This window comes from Neopoerus faecalis (assembly GCF_029218125.1).
GTDB classification, from domain to species: domain Bacteria; phylum Bacillota; class Clostridia; order Oscillospirales; family Oscillospiraceae; genus Oscillibacter; species Oscillibacter faecalis_A.
Map to the genome: position 1 here is coordinate 364,707 of NZ_JARFXX010000001.1, position 18,288 is coordinate 382,994.

General features: G+C 59.5%; 12 protein-coding genes and 1 riboswitch. Of the genes, 8 read left to right on the top strand and 4 right to left on the bottom strand.

All coding sequences use genetic code 11. The annotated features are described in order from the left end of the window. Positions 1 to 109: 109 nt before the first annotated feature. Both cuyB and PY311_RS01685 read right to left on the bottom strand, forming a co-directional pair. A complete protein-coding gene (gene cuyB / locus PY311_RS01680; protein WP_286146939.1) occupies positions 110 to 829 on the bottom strand; it encodes a cysteate racemase in 720 nt (239 codons plus the stop codon). Between the two features lie 17 nt (positions 830 to 846). Continuing rightward, positions 847 to 1,659 (bottom strand): sulfite exporter TauE/SafE family protein, encoded by an 813-nt coding sequence (locus PY311_RS01685; protein ID WP_286146940.1) that lies wholly within the window; start codon positions 1,657 to 1,659, stop codon positions 847 to 849. 293 nt (positions 1,660 to 1,952) lie between these two features. Here PY311_RS01685 and glgB point away from each other — a divergent pair, with 293 nt between their 5' ends. From glgB to PY311_RS01715, 6 genes are all read left to right on the top strand, one after another. Continuing rightward, a complete protein-coding gene (glgB, locus tag PY311_RS01690) occupies positions 1,953 to 3,878 on the top strand; it encodes a 1,4-alpha-glucan branching protein GlgB (protein WP_286146941.1) in 1,926 nt (641 codons plus the stop codon). Positions 3,879 to 3,977: 99 nt separating this feature from the next. Next, complete coding sequence (locus PY311_RS01695) at positions 3,978 to 5,186, top strand: glucose-1-phosphate adenylyltransferase (protein WP_286146942.1); 1,209 nt, start codon at positions 3,978 to 3,980, stop codon at positions 5,184 to 5,186. Further along, on the top strand, positions 5,183 to 6,295 hold the full coding sequence (gene glgD / locus PY311_RS01700; RefSeq protein ID WP_286146944.1) for a glucose-1-phosphate adenylyltransferase subunit GlgD: 1,113 nt from the start codon (positions 5,183 to 5,185) through the stop codon (positions 6,293 to 6,295). The genes PY311_RS01695 and glgD overlap by 4 nt, the downstream gene beginning before the upstream one ends. A 25-nt stretch (positions 6,296 to 6,320) precedes the next feature. Then, a complete protein-coding gene (gene glgA, locus PY311_RS01705; RefSeq protein ID WP_286146945.1) occupies positions 6,321 to 8,057 on the top strand; it encodes a glycogen synthase GlgA in 1,737 nt (578 codons plus the stop codon). A 5-nt stretch (positions 8,058 to 8,062) separates the two neighbouring features. After that, entirely contained in the window at positions 8,063 to 10,474 is a 2,412-nt protein-coding gene (locus tag PY311_RS01710) for a glycogen/starch/alpha-glucan phosphorylase (RefSeq protein ID WP_286146946.1), read from the top strand. 185 nt (positions 10,475 to 10,659) lie between these two features. Further along, on the top strand, positions 10,660 to 12,744 hold the full coding sequence (locus PY311_RS01715; protein WP_286146947.1) for a glutamine synthetase III family protein: 2,085 nt from the start codon (positions 10,660 to 10,662) through the stop codon (positions 12,742 to 12,744). Positions 12,745 to 12,832: 88 nt separating this feature from the next. Here the strand turns inward: PY311_RS01715 and PY311_RS01720 are convergent, their stop codons facing one another. Then, complete coding sequence (locus PY311_RS01720) at positions 12,833 to 13,465, bottom strand: SdpI family protein (RefSeq protein ID WP_286146948.1); 633 nt, start codon at positions 13,463 to 13,465, stop codon at positions 12,833 to 12,835. After that, positions 13,462 to 13,734: an autorepressor SdpR family transcription factor gene (locus PY311_RS01725; protein WP_215688449.1), complete on the bottom strand. Its 273-nt coding sequence runs from the start codon at positions 13,732 to 13,734 to the stop codon at positions 13,462 to 13,464. The genes PY311_RS01720 and PY311_RS01725 overlap by 4 nt, the downstream gene beginning before the upstream one ends. Before the next feature lie 389 nt (positions 13,735 to 14,123). Continuing rightward, positions 14,124 to 14,210: riboswitch (cyclic di-GMP riboswitch) on the bottom strand. Between the two features lie 159 nt (positions 14,211 to 14,369). On the opposite strand from PY311_RS01725, the gene PY311_RS01730 reads away from it, so the two are divergent. Beyond that, a complete protein-coding gene (locus PY311_RS01730; protein WP_286146950.1) occupies positions 14,370 to 15,854 on the top strand; it encodes a DUF1846 domain-containing protein in 1,485 nt (494 codons plus the stop codon). Positions 15,855 to 16,093: 239 nt separating this feature from the next. Continuing rightward, the gene (locus PY311_RS01735) at positions 16,094 to 18,253 is read left to right on the top strand and encodes a Tex family protein (RefSeq protein ID WP_286146951.1); all 2,160 of its coding nucleotides are present in this window, start codon (positions 16,094 to 16,096) and stop codon (positions 18,251 to 18,253) included. Positions 18,254 to 18,288 lie beyond the last annotated feature (35 nt).

Genomic DNA, 18,288 nt, shown 5'->3' on the forward strand with positions numbered 1-18,288 from the left:
CAAAACAAGCCGATGTTTGTAAAGATATTGCCAAAAATCTTGGTGATTTGACACAAATCGAAACAATATTTTTACATTGCTCCGTCAATTTAACTTGTGAAAGAGCGCTTCAGTCCTTATCTGTCCGCACGGAAAAGCCGCAAAAGCGAATGGCCGCCTTGGCAAGCTCCGCCGTGGGGTCAACGGTGGGGGCTGTCAGACCGGCGCCTGCCGCCGCCATCGGCAGCTCTGTGCAGCCCAGCAAAAATACCTCCGCACCCCGGGCTGCCATGCCCTCCGTCACAGCGCGGAACACCGGGCCGTAGACCTCCGGCCCCCGTCCGGCCTTTACCCCGTCATAGATAACGCGCATCAATGCGTCCTGCTCCGCTTCGTCCGGGACAAGGTATTCTACGCCCTGCACCGCCAGCGCCTGCTGATAGAGGCCAGCCGCCAGCGTACCCCGGGTCGCCAGAATTCCGACGGTCCTTCCGGGGAACTGCCGGGCGCAGGCTTCCGCCGCGGCGGTGAGGATGCTGAGAAACGGCAGCTTCGTCATGGCCTGAAGCCGGGGTAGAAAATAGTGAGCCGTGTTGCAGGGCATGATGACGCAGTCCGCGCCGCACTGCTCCAAATGCTTCAGCGCGTCCGCCATTTCCGGCACCGGGTCGGCGCCGCCGTTCAAAATAGCGGCGGTGCGGTCCGGGATATTGGTGTTGCTGTCGATATACACCCGGATGTGGTCTCGGTCCGTCTCCGCCTTCGTCAGCAGCGTGATCTTTTCAAACAGGTCTGCGGTAGCCAGAGGGCCCATGCCGCCCAAAATGCCGATGGTCTTTTTTCCGTTCATCGAAAGCGCCTCCATACTCAATTCCAAAATTCAGGGAACAGCAGCTCGCTCCCCACCTTTACCGTCAGCAGCAGCAAAACCAGAATCACCGTGGGCTTCACGATTTTGCTGCCGTTTTTAATGGCCAGCCCCGCGCCGATGTAATGGCCCAAAATCGCCGCCACGGCGGAGATCAGTCCCACGCCCACCAGTACATATCCGGCCCGCAGCGCCGTAAACAGGCTGCCGAGGTTACTGGAAAGATTGATGACCTTCACGCCGCCGGCCGCATGGCGGGTATCCAGCCTGGCAAAGCGGACGAAAATGATCATCAGGAACGTCCCCGTTCCGGGACCGTAGTAGCCGTCATACCCGCCGATGACAAAGGCGGCGGCCCAGACAATGAGGCGGCGGAGCCTTGGGTCCAGCGGCTCCGGCTCGTCCGGCCATTTGCGGGTCCGCAGCGTGATGAACGCCACCACCGGCAGCACCAGCAGCAGCAAATACTTCAGCACCACCGCCGGAGTGTGGTGCTGGAGCCACGTTCCGCACACAGAGCCGCCCAGCGCCAGCACGATGGCCGGGGCGAACAGCGCCCAGTCCACATAGCCCTGCCGGATGAACCGCACCGTGGAAAAAACGGTGCCGATGCCGGAGGACAGCTTATTGGTCCCCAGCGCGTTGTAAATAGGGAAGTCCGAAAGCCCCATCAGATAGGTGGGAACGGTGATGATACCGCCGCCCCCGGCGATGGCGTCCATAAATGACCCCAAAAACACGCCGCCGCAGATCAGCAGCACTACCCACAGCGCCACACCGTCCACGGTAAATTGCGTCAAAACTGTACCCATTGCAGCCTCCCGGCCTCCGGCGCCGTTGGCCGGAGGGAAATTCCACGGACATTTGTTTTCATCTTAACAGACCCGCAGGCGAATGTGCATTGGCGAAGCGCACAAGAAAATACAGGCCCCGGCAAAATCCGGTGACATATCCTCCAAATTCCTTCTATGCTTTTCGACAGCCTCCCGCCTTGACGCTTCCGACCCCCGGGCGGTATAATAAAGTATCAGAAATCAGGGCCCGCGGCGCGCGGTCAGTTCGCTGACGCAAACGTTTTGCGGCCTTGAGAACAGGAGGTCTGCCCATGGACCAGACACAGTTATACCACAGCGGCCGCCTGACGGATGGCTGGCAGCTGTTCGGCGCCCATCCCGCTACGGAGGGCGGCGTCCACGGCTGGTGGTTCAACGTCTGGGCTCCCCACGCCCGGGCCGTTTCCGTGGTGGGGGACTTCAACGGCTGGGACACGGGGGCCAACGCCCTTGCCCCCAAGGGGGAGTTCTGGCAGGGCTTTATCCCGGATCTGCCAGTCTATACCGCCTATAAATACGCCGTGACCGGCGCGGACGGGGCTGTGCGCTACAAGGCCGACCCCTACGGTTTCCACACGGAGACCCGCCCCGGCACCGCCAGCAAGCTCTATGACATTGAGCATTTTCACTGGACAGACGATGCCTTCCGCCGTGCCAAGCAGCCGGTGTACCACCGGCCGCTGAACATTTACGAGGTGCATCTCGGCTCGTGGCGCAGGCATAAAAACGGCGACTTTCTTGATTACCGGGACATGGCCCGGCAGCTGGCGGCCTATGTCTCCGACATGGGCTACAATGCCGTGGAGCTGCTGCCGGTGACGGAGCACCCGCTGGACGATTCCTGGGGCTATCAGTGCACGGGGTATTTTGCCCCCACCTCCCGTTTTGGTACGCCGGAGGACTTCATGTGGTTCGTGGACCATCTCCACAGTCAGGGCATTTCCGTGATTCTGGACTGGGTGCCGGCCCACTTCTGCAAGGATGAGCAGGGCCTGTACGAATTTGACGGTACGTGCTGCTACGAATATACCGACCCGAAAAAGCGGGAGCACAACGGCTGGGGCACCCGTGTCTTTGACTATGGCAGGCCGGAGGTGGTGAGCTTTCTCCTTTCCTCCGCCCGGTTCTGGCTGGAAATGTATCATATCGACGGCCTCCGGGTGGACGCCGTAGCCTCCATGCTGTATCTGGACTATGGCCGGGAAGCGGGGCAGTGGACGCCCAATCTCCACGGCGGCAAGGAAAATTTAGAGGCCATTGACTTTCTGCGAAGGCTCAACACCACGGCGTTTTCTGTGGACCCCAACGTGCTGATGATCGCCGAGGAATCCACGGCGTGGCCGCTGGTGACAAAGCCCGCCGATATCGGCGGCCTCGGCTTCAACCTCAAGTGGAACATGGGGTGGATGAATGACATCTGCCACTATTTAAAGCTGGACCCGTGGTTCCGGCAGGACCACCACCGGGACCTGACGTTTTCCATGATGTACGCCTTTTCCGAAAACTACGTGCTGCCCATCTCCCATGACGAGGTGGTGCACATGAAGGGCAGCGTGGTAGGGAAGATGCCGGGCGACTATGAAAATCAGCTTCGCTGCACCCGGGGCTTCTATGCCTATCTTCTCTCTCACCCCGGTAAAAAGCTGCTGTTCATGGGGCCGGAGCTCGGCCAGTGGCACGAGTGGGATTCCGGCGGCCAACTGGACTGGTACTTATTGGAGCATGAGGAAAACCGGCAGCTCCACGCGTTTTTCAAGGCTGCCAACGCCTTTTATAAGGCGGAGAGTGCTCTGTGGGACATCGACTTTGACTGGCAGGGCTTTGAGTGGCTGGTGCCGGACGATAACCACAATAACGTCATCGTGTTCCTTCGCCGGGACCGGGCGGGAAACGAGCTGCTGTGCGCCGTGAACTTTTCCCCCAACGATTACGCCGATTACCGGGTGGGCGTTCCGCCCCGGCGTCAATACGTTCCCGTATTCACCACGGACGCGCCGGAATTCGGCGGCAGCGGCTTTACACCTGTCAAGATACCTGTCGCAGTGGAATCTGTGCCCTCCCACGGCAGGCCTCACTCCGCCCTTTTGAAAATCCCCGCCTTCGGCGCGGTGTTCCTCCGGGGGGAGGGGCAACTCCCGGAAAAGCCACAGAAAAAGGCAGCCTCTCACGCTGCGGCGGCGCAAAAGTCCAAGTGTTAGGCACAATTCTCGCGCTTCCCGGCGGCCCCTCTATCAGCGGGCCGTTTCTCCAAAATAAATTTGATTCGCAGAAAACAGGAAAAAGGAGCTGGTACACCCGTGAAAAAAGAATGTATCGCCATGCTGCTGGCCGGCGGACAGGGCAGCCGCCTCTATGTCCTCACCGGTGCCATGGCAAAGCCCGCCGTACCCTTCGGCGGCAAGTTCCGCATTATTGATTTTCCCCTGTCCAACTGCACAAATTCCGGTATTGACACCGTGGGCGTGCTGACCCAATACCGCCCGCTGGAGCTCAACAGCTACATCGGCTCCGGCCAGCCGTGGGACCTTGACAGCAGCAACGGCGGCGTTCACATCCTGCCGCCCTACATGGGCAGCAAGGGCGGTACGTGGTACAAGGGCACCGCCAATGCCATCTATCAGAACATGGGCTTCATCGACCAGTACCAGCCGGAGTATGTAGTGATTCTCTCCGGCGACCACATCTATAAAATGGATTACTCCGAAATGCTTCGCCGCCATAAGGAGGCCGAGGCCGCCTGCACCATCTCCGTCATGGAGGTTCCGTGGGAGGAGGCCAGCCGCTTTGGCATCATGGCGGTGGATGAAAACGATATGATCACCGAATTTGCCGAAAAGCCCCGGGAACCGAAAAGCAACCTCGCCTCCATGGGTATCTACGTCTTTTCGTGGAAGGCCCTCCGGCGCTATCTCACCGAGGACGAGGCCGATCCCGCCTCCGACAATGATTTCGGCAAAAACGTCATCCCGAAAATGCTTGCGGACGGACAGCGGATGGCAGCGTTCCGCTTCCAGGGCTATTGGAAGGACGTGGGAACACTGACCTCCCTGTGGGACGCCAACATGGATATGCTCTCCCCGGACTCCGGTCTGGACCTCAGCGACGAATCGTGGCCCATTTACGCCCGCAGCGTGGATGCGCCGCCTATCTACATGGGCGGGGACAGCCATGTGAGCCACAGTGCCATCAACCGGGGCTGCGACATTGAGGGAACGGTGGAAAACTCCGTGCTCTCGCCCCGCGTCACCATTGAAAAGGGGGCAAGGGTCAGCTACTCCGTGATTCTCCCCGGCGTCACCGTGGAGGCCGGGTCTGTCATCGAATACGCCATCATCGGCGAGGGCTGCCATATCGGCCGGGAATGCCGGGTGGGCGGCACGCCGGATTCCGCGCCCGGTGGAAAATGGAACCTGACCGTGCTGGCGCCGGACTGCGCGCTGGAGGATGGCCGTGAGATCGCCCCCGGCGTCATGCTGGACCGCTACGGCAAGGAGGTGCTGAAATGAACCGTCTGCATGGAATCATTTTCGCTTATGAGCAGCGTCCGGAGCTCCGTGAGCTGACAGAGCGCCGCACCGCGGCCTCCATTCCCTTCGGCGGCCGCTACCGGGCGGTGGACTTTACCCTTTCCAATCTGCTCAACGCCGGCGTCACCGATGTGGGGCTGGTGCTCCATGGCCGGTATCAGAGTATGCTGGACCATGTAGGCAGCGGAAAGGTGTGGGATATGTCCCGGAAGCGGGGCGGACTACACCTGCTGCCGCCGTTCAACTATCTCCATGACTGGGGCGTAACGCCGTTCCGGGGCAAAATGGAGGCGCTGGCCGGTGTCCGGGACTACTTGGACGAGATTCGGCAGGACTATGTGGTGCTCATGGAGGGGGACCTTGTGGCCAATCTCCCTATGGCGGATATTTTCGCCCACCATCTCCGCACCCATGCCGATATCACCGCTGTCTGCGGGGATGACAGCTTTGCCACGGAAAACGGCACCTACTTTGAAAAGGACCCGGACGGACATATCCGGGAGGTGCTCATCAATATGCACCGGCCCCGGGGCTACCGGAGCCTTGATGTGTTCATTCTCTCCACAGAGCTGCTGCGGTCACTGGTGGACGAATGTCAGGCCCATGACCAATACAGCTTCCGCCGGGACGTTTTGCAGGCAAAGCAGGCGCTTTTGAACCTGCAAAGCTACACATGGGGCGGCTTTGCCGCGCAGATTCGCTCCGTGCAGGAATACTATGACCGCTCCATGCAGCTTCTGGATAAAGACATCCGGGCGGACCTCTTTACGCCGGAACGGCCCATCCGGGCCAAGGGGGCCGACAAGGCCTCCACCTACATCGGGCCGGACGGTGTGTGCCTGAACTCTCTGGTGGCCGAGGGCTGCCGCATTGAGGGCACCGTGGTCAATTCCATTCTGTTCCCTGGCGTCACGGTGGAAAGGGGAGCGGAAGTGCAGGGCTGCATCCTGTTCCGGGGCACCTGCGTCCGACGGAACGCACGGCTGGCCCATGTCATTACTGACAAACACGTAGAGCTACTGCCGGGCCGCACCATGATGGGCCACGCCAACTATCCCATTGTCATTGCGAAAAACAGTGTTGTCTGATTTTTTCTTCCGAAAGGAGCATTTCATGAAGGTTTTATACGCAGCCAGCGAGGCGGTGCCCTTCTGCAAGACCGGCGGCCTTGCGGACGTTGCCGGGTCCCTGCCTCCGGCCCTTGCGGCGCAGGGGGTAGAAACGGCGGTGATTCTGCCGCTGTACCGGCGGGTGAAGGAGCGCTTCGCCGACCAGCTCACCTTTTTGTGCTACGATTATGTCGATCTTGCGTGGCGGCACGCCTACTGCGGCCTGTTCTCCTTGAAAAAGGACGGTGTCACGTGGTATTTTCTGGATAACGAGCAGTATTTCGGCCGCCCGGAGCTGTACGGCTGCGCGGATGACGGAGAACGCTTCGGCTTTTTCTCCCGGGCCGTTGTGAAAATGCTGGACCATCTGGATTTCTGGCCGGATGTGATTCACTGCAACGACTGGCAGACCGCCCTCATTCCCATTTATCTGAAGGATGACGGTGTCCGAGAGGAACGTTATCGTTCTGTCCGCACGGTACTGACCATTCACAACATCGAGTACCAGGGTCGCTATGACCCCTACTGCCTCGGCGACCTGTTCGGTCTGGACCGGGGCTGGGTGGACGATGGGACGCTGCTGCTGGATGGCGACCTCAATCTTCTCAAGGGCGCGATTCTCACGGCGGACGCAGTGAACGCCGTGTCTCCCACCTACGCTCAGGAGCTGAAAAATCCCTACTTTGCGCACCGCATGGAGGGGATTTTGACCCAGTGCGGCTATAAGCTCTCCGGCGTGCTCAACGGCATTGACATGAAGCTCTATGACCCGGCGGCGGACCCCCGCATCGCCGCGAATTACACGGCGGAGAACATTTCCGGCAAAGCCGCCGACAAAGCGGCGCTGCAAAAGGCACTGGGGCTGCGGCCGGAGCCGGAAACGCCCATCATCGCCATGGTGAGCCGCCTTGTGACCCACAAGGGCCTCGACCTCATTCGGGAGGTCATGGGAGACATCATGGAGCTTCCGGTGCAGTTTGTGCTGCTGGGCAGCGGAGACGCGGCCTATGAAGATTTCTTCCGCCATGCGGCGGAGCGCTGGCCGGAGCGGATGGCCATTCGCCTCGGGTATGACGAGGCGCTGTCCATGGCCATTTACGCCGGAGCGGACCTATTCTTAATGCCCTCCCGCAGCGAGCCCTGCGGCCTTTCCCAGATGATTGCCATGCGCTACGGTACGGTCCCCATCGTCCGGGAGACCGGCGGGCTGAAGGATACCGTTCAGCCCTACGAGGCGTGGCGGGATGCCGGCACCGGCTTTACCTTCGCCAATTATTCCAGCGCCGATATGCTCCATGTCATCCGGGAGGCGATCTATCTTTATAAGGACTATCCGGACGCCTTTGCGCGGCTCCGCCGCCGGGCCATGGAGCGGGATTTCAGTTGGAACCGCAGCGCGGGGGACTATCTGAAAATTTATGCCGCCGTTACTGGCGCAGCGGCTGCCGCATCGGAGTCAGACGATACCGAAGCACTGAAAGCAGAGGTGCCGACAGCTGCGGCTGAACCGGCCAAAAAGCGGACCTCCGCCCGGAAAGCGGTGTCCGGAAAGGCCGCAAAGCCGGTCAAGGCGGCCTCCGCGAAAAAAGCGGTGCCCGCCGCGCCGGATGATGGTGCAAGAGTTCCAAAAACCGCCGAAAAATCCACAAAAACGAGAAAAACGGCTGGATCGGTTGCGAAAAAGGCCGCTTCCGCCTCCAAACCCAAAAAGAAAGGCGCCGCCAGGAAGGCGGCGGAGTAATCCCTATGAGCATTCCATTTACCACGCAGACACTGCAAGAGACCCTCACCGCCAAGCTGGCGCTGAACTTCGGCACGGAGCCGGGCGAGGCCACGGATCAGGAGATGCTGAAGGCCTGCGCCCTCGTTTTGCGGGATGTAATGGCCCTCCGGGGCGTGCAGACCGCCAAGGAAACGAAAAAAGAGCAGAAAAAGCAGGTCCACTATCTCTCCCTTGAATTTCTCATGGGCCGCAGCCTTATGAAAAACGCCTACAACTTGGGCGTTCTGCCCCAATTAAAAGAAGCGCTGGAGGGCATGGGCTTCAAGGCGGCAGACCTCTTTGAGCTGGAGCCGGACGCGGGCCTCGGCAACGGCGGTCTCGGGCGGCTGGCCGCCTGCTATCTGGACTCCATGACCACACTGGAAATTCCCGCCACCGGCTATTCCATCTGCTACGAGCTGGGTATTTTCAAGCAGAAGATTGTGGAGGGCCAGCAGGTAGAGCTGCCGGACGACTGGAAGGGCGTTGGCTCGGCATGGCTGCTGCCAAAGCCCGACGAGGCCCAAATCGTCCGTTTCGGCGGCACGCTGCGGGAATTCTGGCAGGACGGTCATCTCCACATCGTCAACGAAAATGCCACGGCGGTGCAGGCCGTTCCCTGTGACATGGTAGTGGCGGGCTACAGTACGGATCATGTGAACACGCTGCGGCTGTGGGACGCCCGCTCCACCCGCCCGGTGGACATGGCGCTGTTCTCCCAGGGCGAGTACCTGAAGGCTTCCGAGGACGAGGCCATGGCGGAGACCATCGCCAAGGTGCTCTATCCCGAGGATAACCACATGGAGGGAAAGTCCCTTCGCTTAAAGCAGCAGTATTTCTTTGTCTCCGCCACGGTGCAGTCCATTATCACCAAGCATTTGGAAACCTACGGCACGCTGAAAAATTTCCACAAAAAGAACGTTCTTCAAATCAACGATACCCACCCGGCCCTTGTGATTCCGGAGCTGATGCGGATTTTCATGGACGAGGCCGGTATGAGCTGGGATGAGGCATGGGACATCACCACCCAGTCCGTGGCCTACACGAACCACACCGTTTTGTCCGAGGCGCTGGAGCGCTGGCCCCAGAGCCTTTTTGAAACACTGCTGCCCCGCATCTGGCAGATCGTGCTGGAGATTGCCCACCGCTGGCAGGAAAAGGTGGAGAGCTTCTACCATGACAACGGCAAAACAGAGAAAATGGCCATCGTCTGGGGCGGCGAGGTCCGTATGGCCAATCTGTGCATCGCCGGGGGAATGTCTGTCAACGGCGTGTCCGGCCTGCACTCCGAGATTTTGAAAAAAGATGTGTTCCATGACGCCTGCGTCATGGAGCCCTGGAAATTCACCAACGTCACCAACGGCATCGACCACCGCCGCTGGCTCAGCGAGATCAATCCCGGCCTTGACGCCCTTGTCCGGGACCTCACCGGCGGGGACGAGTACCTCCTGCACCCGCAGGCGCTGAAAAAGCTGGAGGACCATGCCGAAGACGCCGCCGTGCTTCAGCGGCTGGAGGACATCAAGCGGCAGAACAAGGAGGACTTTGCCGCATATATCAAAAAGGCGCAGGGCGTCACACTGTCGCCGGACGCTATCTTTGATGTGCAGGTCAAGCGGCTCCACGAATATAAGCGCCAGCTTTTGAACGTGCTCCACATCATCACGCTCTACCAGCGGCTTCAGGATGACCCGGGCTGCATCACCCGGCCCCACACGTTCCTGTTCGGTGCCAAGGCCGCACCGGGCTATGCCGTAGCCAAGCGGATCATCCACCTCATCAACTCCCTTGCGGACGATATTTCCCACGATCCCCGCTGCCGGGGCAAGCTGCAGGTGGTATTTCTTGAAAACTACCGGGTGTCCCTTGCCGAGCACCTGATGCCCGCCAGCGAGGTCTCTCAGCAGATTTCAACTGCCGGAAAGGAGGCCAGCGGCACCGGCAACATGAAATTCATGATGAACGGTGCTCTGACCGTCGGTACGCTGGACGGTGCCAATGTGGAGATGCACGATCTGCTGGGCGATGAGAATATGTTCCTGTTCGGCCTCCACGCCGATCAGGCCGCGCAGCTCCGGCGGGAGGGCTATGTGCCCCAGCGGTATGTCAGCCATGACCCGCAGTTGGAGCGCTGTCTGAACTCCCTGCGCCGGGGCTTCCGGGACGGGGTGAGCTATGAGGACCTCTACCAGCGGCTCATCGGCAGCGACGAATATCTGCTGCTGGCGGATTACCGGGCCTATTGCGACGCCGAGCGCCGCATGGCCGAGACCTACGAAAACCGCGAGCAGTGGAACTGTATGAGCCTTCTTAACATCGCCCGCAGCGGCAGCTTTGCCGCCGACCGGGCTGTTGCGGAATATGCCGACAACATCTGGCACGTTCCCCATCGCTGAGGAAAAGCCGGACTTACGCGGAAACAGACCGCAAAAGCGGCCGGAATTTGTGCAGTTTACCGTTTGACAGGGCCTATCCGCCGTGCTACACTCTGACACATATTTTTCCATGTTTTTCTTGCGTTTGGCCCGATTTATGATAGGATAGACCTTGAGATTTCAATATCTTGAACGGAGGGACTGCTATGAGCGAACGAAAGCTGCCCGAGCTGTTCGGCAGCAGGGTATTCAACGAGGAGACCATGAAGGAGCGCCTGTCCGACGCCTGCTATCAGGCTTGGAAGCGCTGCGTCACTGACGGTGCGCCGCTGGAGCTGGCCACCGCCAATGAAATTGCCGGTGCCATGAAGACATGGGCCGTGGAGCAGGGCTGCACCCATTACACCCACTGGTTCCAGCCTATGACCGGCTTTACGGCGGAAAAGCACGAGGGCTTTATCGCTCAGGGCGAGCATGGCCGGGCCATTCTGGAATTTTCCGGCAAGAATCTGGTCCGCGGCGAGGCGGACGCCTCCTCGTTCCCCTCCGGCGGCCTGCGGGCCACCTTTGAGGCCCGTGGCTATACCGCGTGGGACCCCAGTTCCTTTGCCTTTGTGAAGGAGGGGACGCTGTGCATCCCCACCATCCTCTGCTCCTACGGCGGACACGCGCTGGACAAAAAGACGCCGCTGCTGCGCTCCATGGAGGATGTCAGCAGGCAGGCTGTCCGCATTCTGCGGCTGTTCGGGGACACAGAGACCCATAAGGTCATTCCCTGTGTCGGCCCGGAGCAGGAATATTTCCTTGTGGACAAAAAGCTCTACAACCAGCGTGAGGACCTGCGGATGACCGGCCGCACGCTGTTCGGCGCCAAGCCTCCCCGGGGACAGGAGCTGGACGATCACTACTACGGCGCCATCCGGCCCCGTGTGGCGTCCTTTATGAAGGATCTGGATGAAAACCTCTGGGCGCTGGGTATTTACAGCAAGACCAAGCACAACGAGGTCGCGCCCTCCCAGCACGAGATGGCCCCCATCTACACGGACGCCAACACCGCCTGTGACCATAACCAGCTTACCATGGAGATCATGAAAAAGACGGCCGACCGGCATGACATGGTCTGCCTGCTCCATGAAAAGCCCTTTGCCGGAGTCAACGGCTCCGGTAAGCACGATAACTGGTCCTTGAACACCGATACCGGCAAGAACCTGTTCAAGCCCGGCAAGACCCCCAGCCAGAACGCGCAGTTCTTGCTGTTTTTGGCGGCCTTTGTCAAGGGTGTGGACGAATATCAGGATTTCCTGCGGGCCACAGTGGCCTTCCCCGGAAACGATCACCGTCTGGGTGCCTCCGAAGCGCCTCCGGCCGTGATCTCCATCTTCCTCGGCGATGAGTTGGACGCCGTGGTGCAGTCCATCATCCGGGGCACGGAGTTCAAGGATTCCGGCAAGCGGACCCTCCAGATCGGCGTGGACGCCATGCCGCCCATCCCGCAGGACAACACGGACCGCAACCGTACCTCGCCCATGGCGTTCACCGGCAACAAGTTCGAGTTCCGGATGCTGGGCTCCAGCCAGTCCATCTCCGGCCCCAACATCGCCCTGAACACCATCATGGCCGAAGAACTTCAGCAGTTTGCCGACCATCTGGAAAAGTCCAAGGATTTCCAGACCGACCTTGATAAGCTCATCAAAAAGGTCTTCACGGACCACCAGCGCATCATCTTCAACGGCAACGGCTATGATGACGCATGGCTGGCCGAGGCGGAAAAGCGCGGTCTTTGCAATCTGCCTACTACGGCGGACGCCCTGCCGGTCTACACCGCCAAGAAGAATGTGGACCTCTTTGTCAAGCACGGCATCTACACGAAAGAGGAAATCAACGCCCGGTCGGAAATTCACATTGAAAACTACACCACTGTGATTTCGATTGAGGCCCGCACCATGGCGGATATGCTGCGGCGGCAGATCCTGCCCGCCGTATCCGCCGTGACAGCGGAGTTGTGCGAGCGGGGCTGGAAGAAGGAGCAGATGGGTGTCAGCCACAAGGCGGATGACACTGTGGCCCGGGACATGGGCCAGCTTACCGACAAGCTCTTTGCCGTAACAGAAAAGCTGGAGCGCGACCTCGCTAAAATTCCCGCCGATGCCAAAAAGGCCATGACCTACAGCCATACTACGCTGGTGCCGGATATGGAAAAGGCCCGCACGCTGGCCGACGAGCTGGAAACGCTGACACCGAAGGACTGTTGGCCCTTCCCGGTGTACAGTGACCTGCTGTTCTCTGTGTAACATCAGGATCGACGCAAAAACAGCAAGAAACGACCCCCTGCGGAATGGACGCATCCATTTCGCAGGGGGTTCTCGCTTTTATTCTGTGTCAGATGCCTTTTCTGTGAAGTGCGTAGGAATAGACGGTAGGGATCAGAACCATCACCGCCAGCAGCGCCCCAAACAGCCAGCCGCTCCACAGCCGCAGCAGGGAGAGGGGGATCATCACAAGACCGCACAGCACCCACAGAAAGCCGCTCAACCGGTGGGTCCTGGTCCAATTTTCCTCGCTTTGCAGCGTCCACGGCAGCTTGATACCCACGGTGCGGTTCTGCCGGATTTTTGGCAGGTAGTTACCAAGGATCAGAAACAGTAGTCCCACAAACACAGGTACCACGGTGCTGATGTGCATCTCATAGCCCAGCCCTGTGCCGAGGGTGACCGCTCCGCCGAGCAGCGATCCGGCCGGGCAAGACCACAGCAGCACCGTCCGCAGCACAGGATTCCTATTTTTCTTCGTCTCACGGCTCTCGGCGTAAAAGCAGACGAGATGCAGTGCCAAAATAAACAGCGGCAGGCCGAACACAGTGGCGGCACGCGACGACCAGCCGTTTGCGTTGCCGGCAAAGTCCCAATGTGTCGCCATGGTCTCCGGCAAACGCGGGTAGAGCGCCGCGCCCGCGAACAGCGGCAGTAGGCAGACCAGCGAAGTCAGCAGCATTTCCCTCTTGTTGTTCTTCATTTTTTTCCTTCCCCCTTCAAGTCCTGTAACCACAGCAGGACTTCCTCCAGCACAGAGGCGTTAAGGCTGTAGTAGATATAGTTTTTCTCCCGACTCTCAAAAATCAGTCCCGCCTTTTTCAGTTGGGACAGGTGATAGGACACCGTAGCGGCAGTCATATCGAAACGCCCGGCGATCTCGCCTGCCGTTAAGCGTCCGCCCTTGAGCAGATTCAATATCTCCCGCCGCACCGGGTCCGACAGGGCCTTGAAGGTCTCGGCAAAGGCCATGGCATTCCCTCCAAAAGTATTTAGAAGAATTTCTAAATAGTATATACCATATCGCGGCTTAAATGTCAACAGCTATTTAGAAAAAAATCTAAATAGCTGTTCCATATAGAAAAAGCGCCCGCCGGGACCGAAAGGTCCCGGCGGACATTTGCTCAGCTCCGGCCGGTCTGCGCGGTGGGGCCGCATGAAGCAACGCCGCCTGCGGAACAGACATTGGGAAGTGTGTGGGAAATGCGGAACACCTTGTGTGGGGCACAAAGCGCAGGGGATGAGAAGCTCCGCGGCGAGCGGGGCCGGAGCTATGGGGAAGCACGGTAAACGGCGGGGCGGCGTTCCATCGAGAGAGCCGAAGGGGTCTATAAAAAAAGACTGGCCGCATCCTTCAATGAGATTGCGGCCAGTCGATCATACGGAAAGCTCCGGTTAGACACTTAACTTTGCGTCCCCGTCTTTCGGCGGGTTTGCCCTATTCAATTCGCCCTACTTCGCCTACGACCTATTATACGGGAAGCTGCTGCCGAATGCAAGCAAAATTTGTATTTTCCCCAAATCGGATTTTTCCTCTTTCCCTGTCCGCTCTCTTGTGCTATATTGTATACGTATGTTTTCAAATAAGAGATAAAGGGGCGGTCAGCATGGGAGCCATTGGCTTCGATAATCAAAAGTATCTCACCACACAGTCCGAGCAGATCAAAAAGCGCATTCATCAGTTCGGCGGTAAGCTGTATCTGGAATTCGGCGGCAAGCTGTTTGACGATTACCACGCCTCCCGGGTACTGCCGGGCTTTGAGCCGGACAGCAAGATTCGGATGCTTCAGCAGTTGAAGGACGATGTGGAGATCGTCATCGCCATCAACGCCGGTGACATTGAGAAGAATAAAATGCGGGGGGATCTGGGCATCACCTATGACGAGGATGTGCTCCGCCTTATTGATATTTTCCGGGACATGGGGCTGTATGTGGGCAGCGTGGTGCTGACCCGCTACAGCGGACAGGAGGCGGCAAACGCCTTTTTGCACCGGCTGGAAAAGCTGGGCATCCGCTGCTACCGGCACTATCCCATTGCCGGCTACCCCTCGGATGTAGTCCACATCGTCAGCGATGATGGCCTTGGAAAGAACGATTACATTGAGACCAGCCATTCCCTCATCGTGGTAACGGCCCCCGGCCCCGGCAGCGGCAAAATGGCCACCTGCCTCAGCCAGCTCTACCATGACCATAAGCGTGGCATCGACGCCGGCTATGCCAAATTTGAAACATTCCCCATCTGGAACCTGCCCCTGAAGCACCCGGTCAATCTGGCCTACGAGGCCGCCACCGCCGATCTGGACGATGTGAACATGATCGACCCCTTCCATCTGGAGGCCTACGGCGTCACCACTGTGAACTATAACCGGGATGTGGAGATTTTCCCTGTGCTCAACGCCATCTTTGAAAAAATTCAGGGCAAGTCTCCCTATAAATCTCCCACGGACATGGGCGTGAACATGGCGGGCAACTGCATTGTGGACGATGAGGTGTGCCGCGCCGCATCCAAAATGGAAATTCTGCGGCGGTACTACACCGCGAAAATGGAGCTGGTTCAAGGCAAGGGGACGGAGGAGACCGTCCGCAAGCTGGAGCTGGTGATGCAGCAGGGCGGGGTCACGCCGGACATCTGCCCCGCCGTGGCGGCGTCCCTGGAAAAAGCGGAGACCACCGGCGCTCCCGCCGGCGCCATGGTGCTGCCGGACGGTCAGGTCGTCACCGGCAAGACCTCCGGCACGCTGGGGGCCGCCGCGGCGCTGCTGCTGAACGCCCTGAAGGCGCTGGGCCATATCGACGATCAGTTTGAGCTGATCTCCAAGCAGGTCCTGGAGCCGGTCTGCCACCTGAAAACCACCTACCTTGACCACCGCAACCCCCGGCTCCACACCGATGAGGTGCTGCTGACGCTGGCCATCTCCGCCCTGACCAACCCGCTGGCAGACCTTGCCAAGCGGCAGCTTCCGGGTCTCCGGGGCAGCGAGGCCCACTTCTCCGTTATCATCAGCGAGGAGGATTTAAAGATTTTCAAGCGGCTGGGCGTCCGGGTGAGCTGTGAGCCGAAATACGAAACAAAGCGCCTCTACCACCGGTAAACAAAATACGAAAAGGGCACCGCACAGCGGTGCCCTGAGGCTGTCGATAAAGTGATAAATTTTCCGCAACGGTAAGGAAGGGTGTGCGCGGGAAACCCAAGAAGGGTGTCCTGCGCCATTAAAATCCTAAGTTTTCAGAACTTTTATAAAGTTCTGAAAACTTGCTCAGCGGGGCGAAAAAACTTTTTCGACACGCTGAGGGCACCGCACAGCGGTGCCCTTTTGAAAGGAATCAACGTATGGACATCATTCAAACGCTGGCGCAGGAGCTGGACAAGGCCCCGCAGCACGTGGAAAACGTGGTGCGCCTGCTGGACGAGGGCAACACCATCCCCTTCATCGCCCGCTACCGCAAGGAGCTTCACGGCGCCATGGACGATACCGCGCTCCGAACGCTGGAGGAACGCCTCCAATACCTCCGGGGACTGGAGGAGCGCCGGGAGGCCGTGAAGCGCTCCATTGACGAACAGGGCAAGCTGACAGATGAGCTGGCCGCCGCCATCAACAGCGCTAAAACGCTGGCGGAGGTGGAGGACCTCTACCGGCCCTACAAGCAAAAACGCCGCACTCGTGCCACTGCGGCAAAGGAAAAGGGGCTGGAGCCGCTGGCGGCGCTGCTGTTCGCGCAGGAGCGAAACTGCCCCCAGCCGGAGGAGGCCGCCTGGGACTACATTGACCCGGAAAAAGGGGTAGAGACCCTTTCTGATGCTCTACATGGAGCCAGTGACATCATCGCCGAATGGATCAGCGACGATGCCGCTGTCCGCAAACAGCTCCGGGCGCTGATTCTCCGTCAGGGTCAGATCGTCAGCCGCGCGGTCACGGAGGAGGACAGCGTTTACCGCCTGTATTACGAATTTTCGCAATCCGTCAGCCGGGTGCAGGGACACCAGATTCTCGCCATGAACCGGGGCGAGCGGGAGGGGATACTCTCCGTTTCCGTTGTCACCGACCGGGAGCAGGCATTGCCGCTGCTGCGCCGCGCCGTTGTGAAGCCCGGCTCCGCCGCCATGGACTTTGTAAAATCCGCCGCGGAGGACGCCTATGACCGCCTCATTTATCCTTCCTTGGAGCGGGAGGTCCGCAATCTTCTCACGGAGAAAGCGGGTGAGGGCGCCATCGGCCAGTTTGCCCTGAATTTAAAGCCGCTTTTGATGCAGCCGCCGGTAAAGGGCAGGGTCACCATGGGGCTGGACCCCGGCTACCGCATGGGCTGCAAGGTGGCTGTGGTGGACGGGACCGGCAAAGCGCTGGACACCGCCGTGGTGTACCCCACCTATGGGGAGCGCCAGAAAAACGAGGCCATCGCCGCGCTGGCAAAGCTCATCCGCAAATATGGCGTAGAGCACATCGCCATCGGCAACGGTACCGCCAGCCGGGAAACAGAGCAGATGGCCGTGGAGCTGATTCGGCAGGTAAACGATGCCGGGGCCCACGTCAGCTATATGATCGTGTCCGAGGCCGGGGCCTCCGTGTACTCCGCAAGTCCGCTGGCCGCCGAGGAATTTCCCCAGTATGACGTGAATCTCCGCTCCGCCGTGTCCATTGCCCGGCGCTTGCAGGACCCGCTGGCAGAGCTGGTGAAAATCGACCCCAAGGCTATCGGCGTGGGGCAGTACCAGCATGACTGCCCCAAAAAGCAGCTCGACGAGGCCCTGAACGGCGTGGTGGAGGACTGCGTCAACGCCGTGGGCGTGGACATCAACACTGCGTCGCCGTCCCTTTTGCAGCGGGTAGCTGGCCTGAACGGCACCACAGCGAAAAACGTGGTGGCCTACCGGGAGGAAAACGGACCCTTCACCGCCCGCAGTCAGATCAAAAAGGTGCCGAAGCTGGGACCGAAGGCCTTCCAGCAGTGCGCGGGCTTTTTGCGGGTGCCGGAGAGCAAAAACGTTTTGGACAACACCGCCGTGCACCCGGAGAGCTATGATGCCGCCAAGGCGCTGCTGGAGCTGACGGGCTACACGCTGAGCGATGTGAAAAACGGCGCGCTGACAGAGCTGCCCGCCCGAATCCGCGCCTGCGGCGAGGCGCAGGCGGCGGAAAAGCTGGGCGTGGGCGTCCCCACGCTGCGGGATATCGTCTCCGAGCTGATGAAGCCGGGGCGGGACGTCCGTGATGAGCTGTCAAAGCCCATCCTTCGCACGGATGTGCTGGAAATGAAGGACCTGAAGCCCGGTATGGTGCTCACCGGCACCGTGCGGAACGTCATCGACTTCGGTGTGTTTGTTGACATCGGCGTCCATCAGGACGGTCTCGTGCACATCTCACAGGTATCGGACAAATTCATCAAGCACCCCTCAGAGGTTGTTTCTGTCGGCGATGTGGTGAAGGTCGCTGTGCTGGAAGTGGACGAGGCGAAAAAGCGCATCAGCCTCAGCATGAAGCAGGCAAAATAAACAGAACAAAAAACCGCCCATTGGGCGGTTTTTTG

Bases quoted from the DNA above. Each gene is read 5' to 3' on its own strand.
- cuyB (WP_286146939.1), bottom strand. From the start codon at position 829: ATGAACGGAAAAAAGACCATCGGCATTTTGGGCGGCATGGGCCCTCTG.
- PY311_RS01685 (WP_286146940.1), bottom strand. From the start codon at position 1,659: ATGGGTACAGTTTTGACGCAATTTACCGTGGACGGTGTGGCGCTGTGG.
- glgB (WP_286146941.1), top strand. From the start codon at position 1,953: ATGGACCAGACACAGTTATACCACAGCGGCCGCCTGACGGATGGCTGG.
- glgD (WP_286146944.1), top strand. From the start codon at position 5,183: ATGAACCGTCTGCATGGAATCATTTTCGCTTATGAGCAGCGTCCGGAG.
- glgA (WP_286146945.1), top strand. From the start codon at position 6,321: ATGAAGGTTTTATACGCAGCCAGCGAGGCGGTGCCCTTCTGCAAGACC.
- PY311_RS01710 (WP_286146946.1), top strand. From the start codon at position 8,063: ATGAGCATTCCATTTACCACGCAGACACTGCAAGAGACCCTCACCGCC.
- PY311_RS01715 (WP_286146947.1), top strand. From the start codon at position 10,660: ATGAGCGAACGAAAGCTGCCCGAGCTGTTCGGCAGCAGGGTATTCAAC.
- PY311_RS01720 (WP_286146948.1), bottom strand. From the start codon at position 13,465: ATGAAGAACAACAAGAGGGAAATGCTGCTGACTTCGCTGGTCTGCCTA.
- PY311_RS01725 (WP_215688449.1), bottom strand. From the start codon at position 13,734: ATGGCCTTTGCCGAGACCTTCAAGGCCCTGTCGGACCCGGTGCGGCGG.
- PY311_RS01730 (WP_286146950.1), top strand. From the start codon at position 14,370: ATGGGAGCCATTGGCTTCGATAATCAAAAGTATCTCACCACACAGTCC.
- PY311_RS01735 (WP_286146951.1), top strand. From the start codon at position 16,094: ATGGACATCATTCAAACGCTGGCGCAGGAGCTGGACAAGGCCCCGCAG.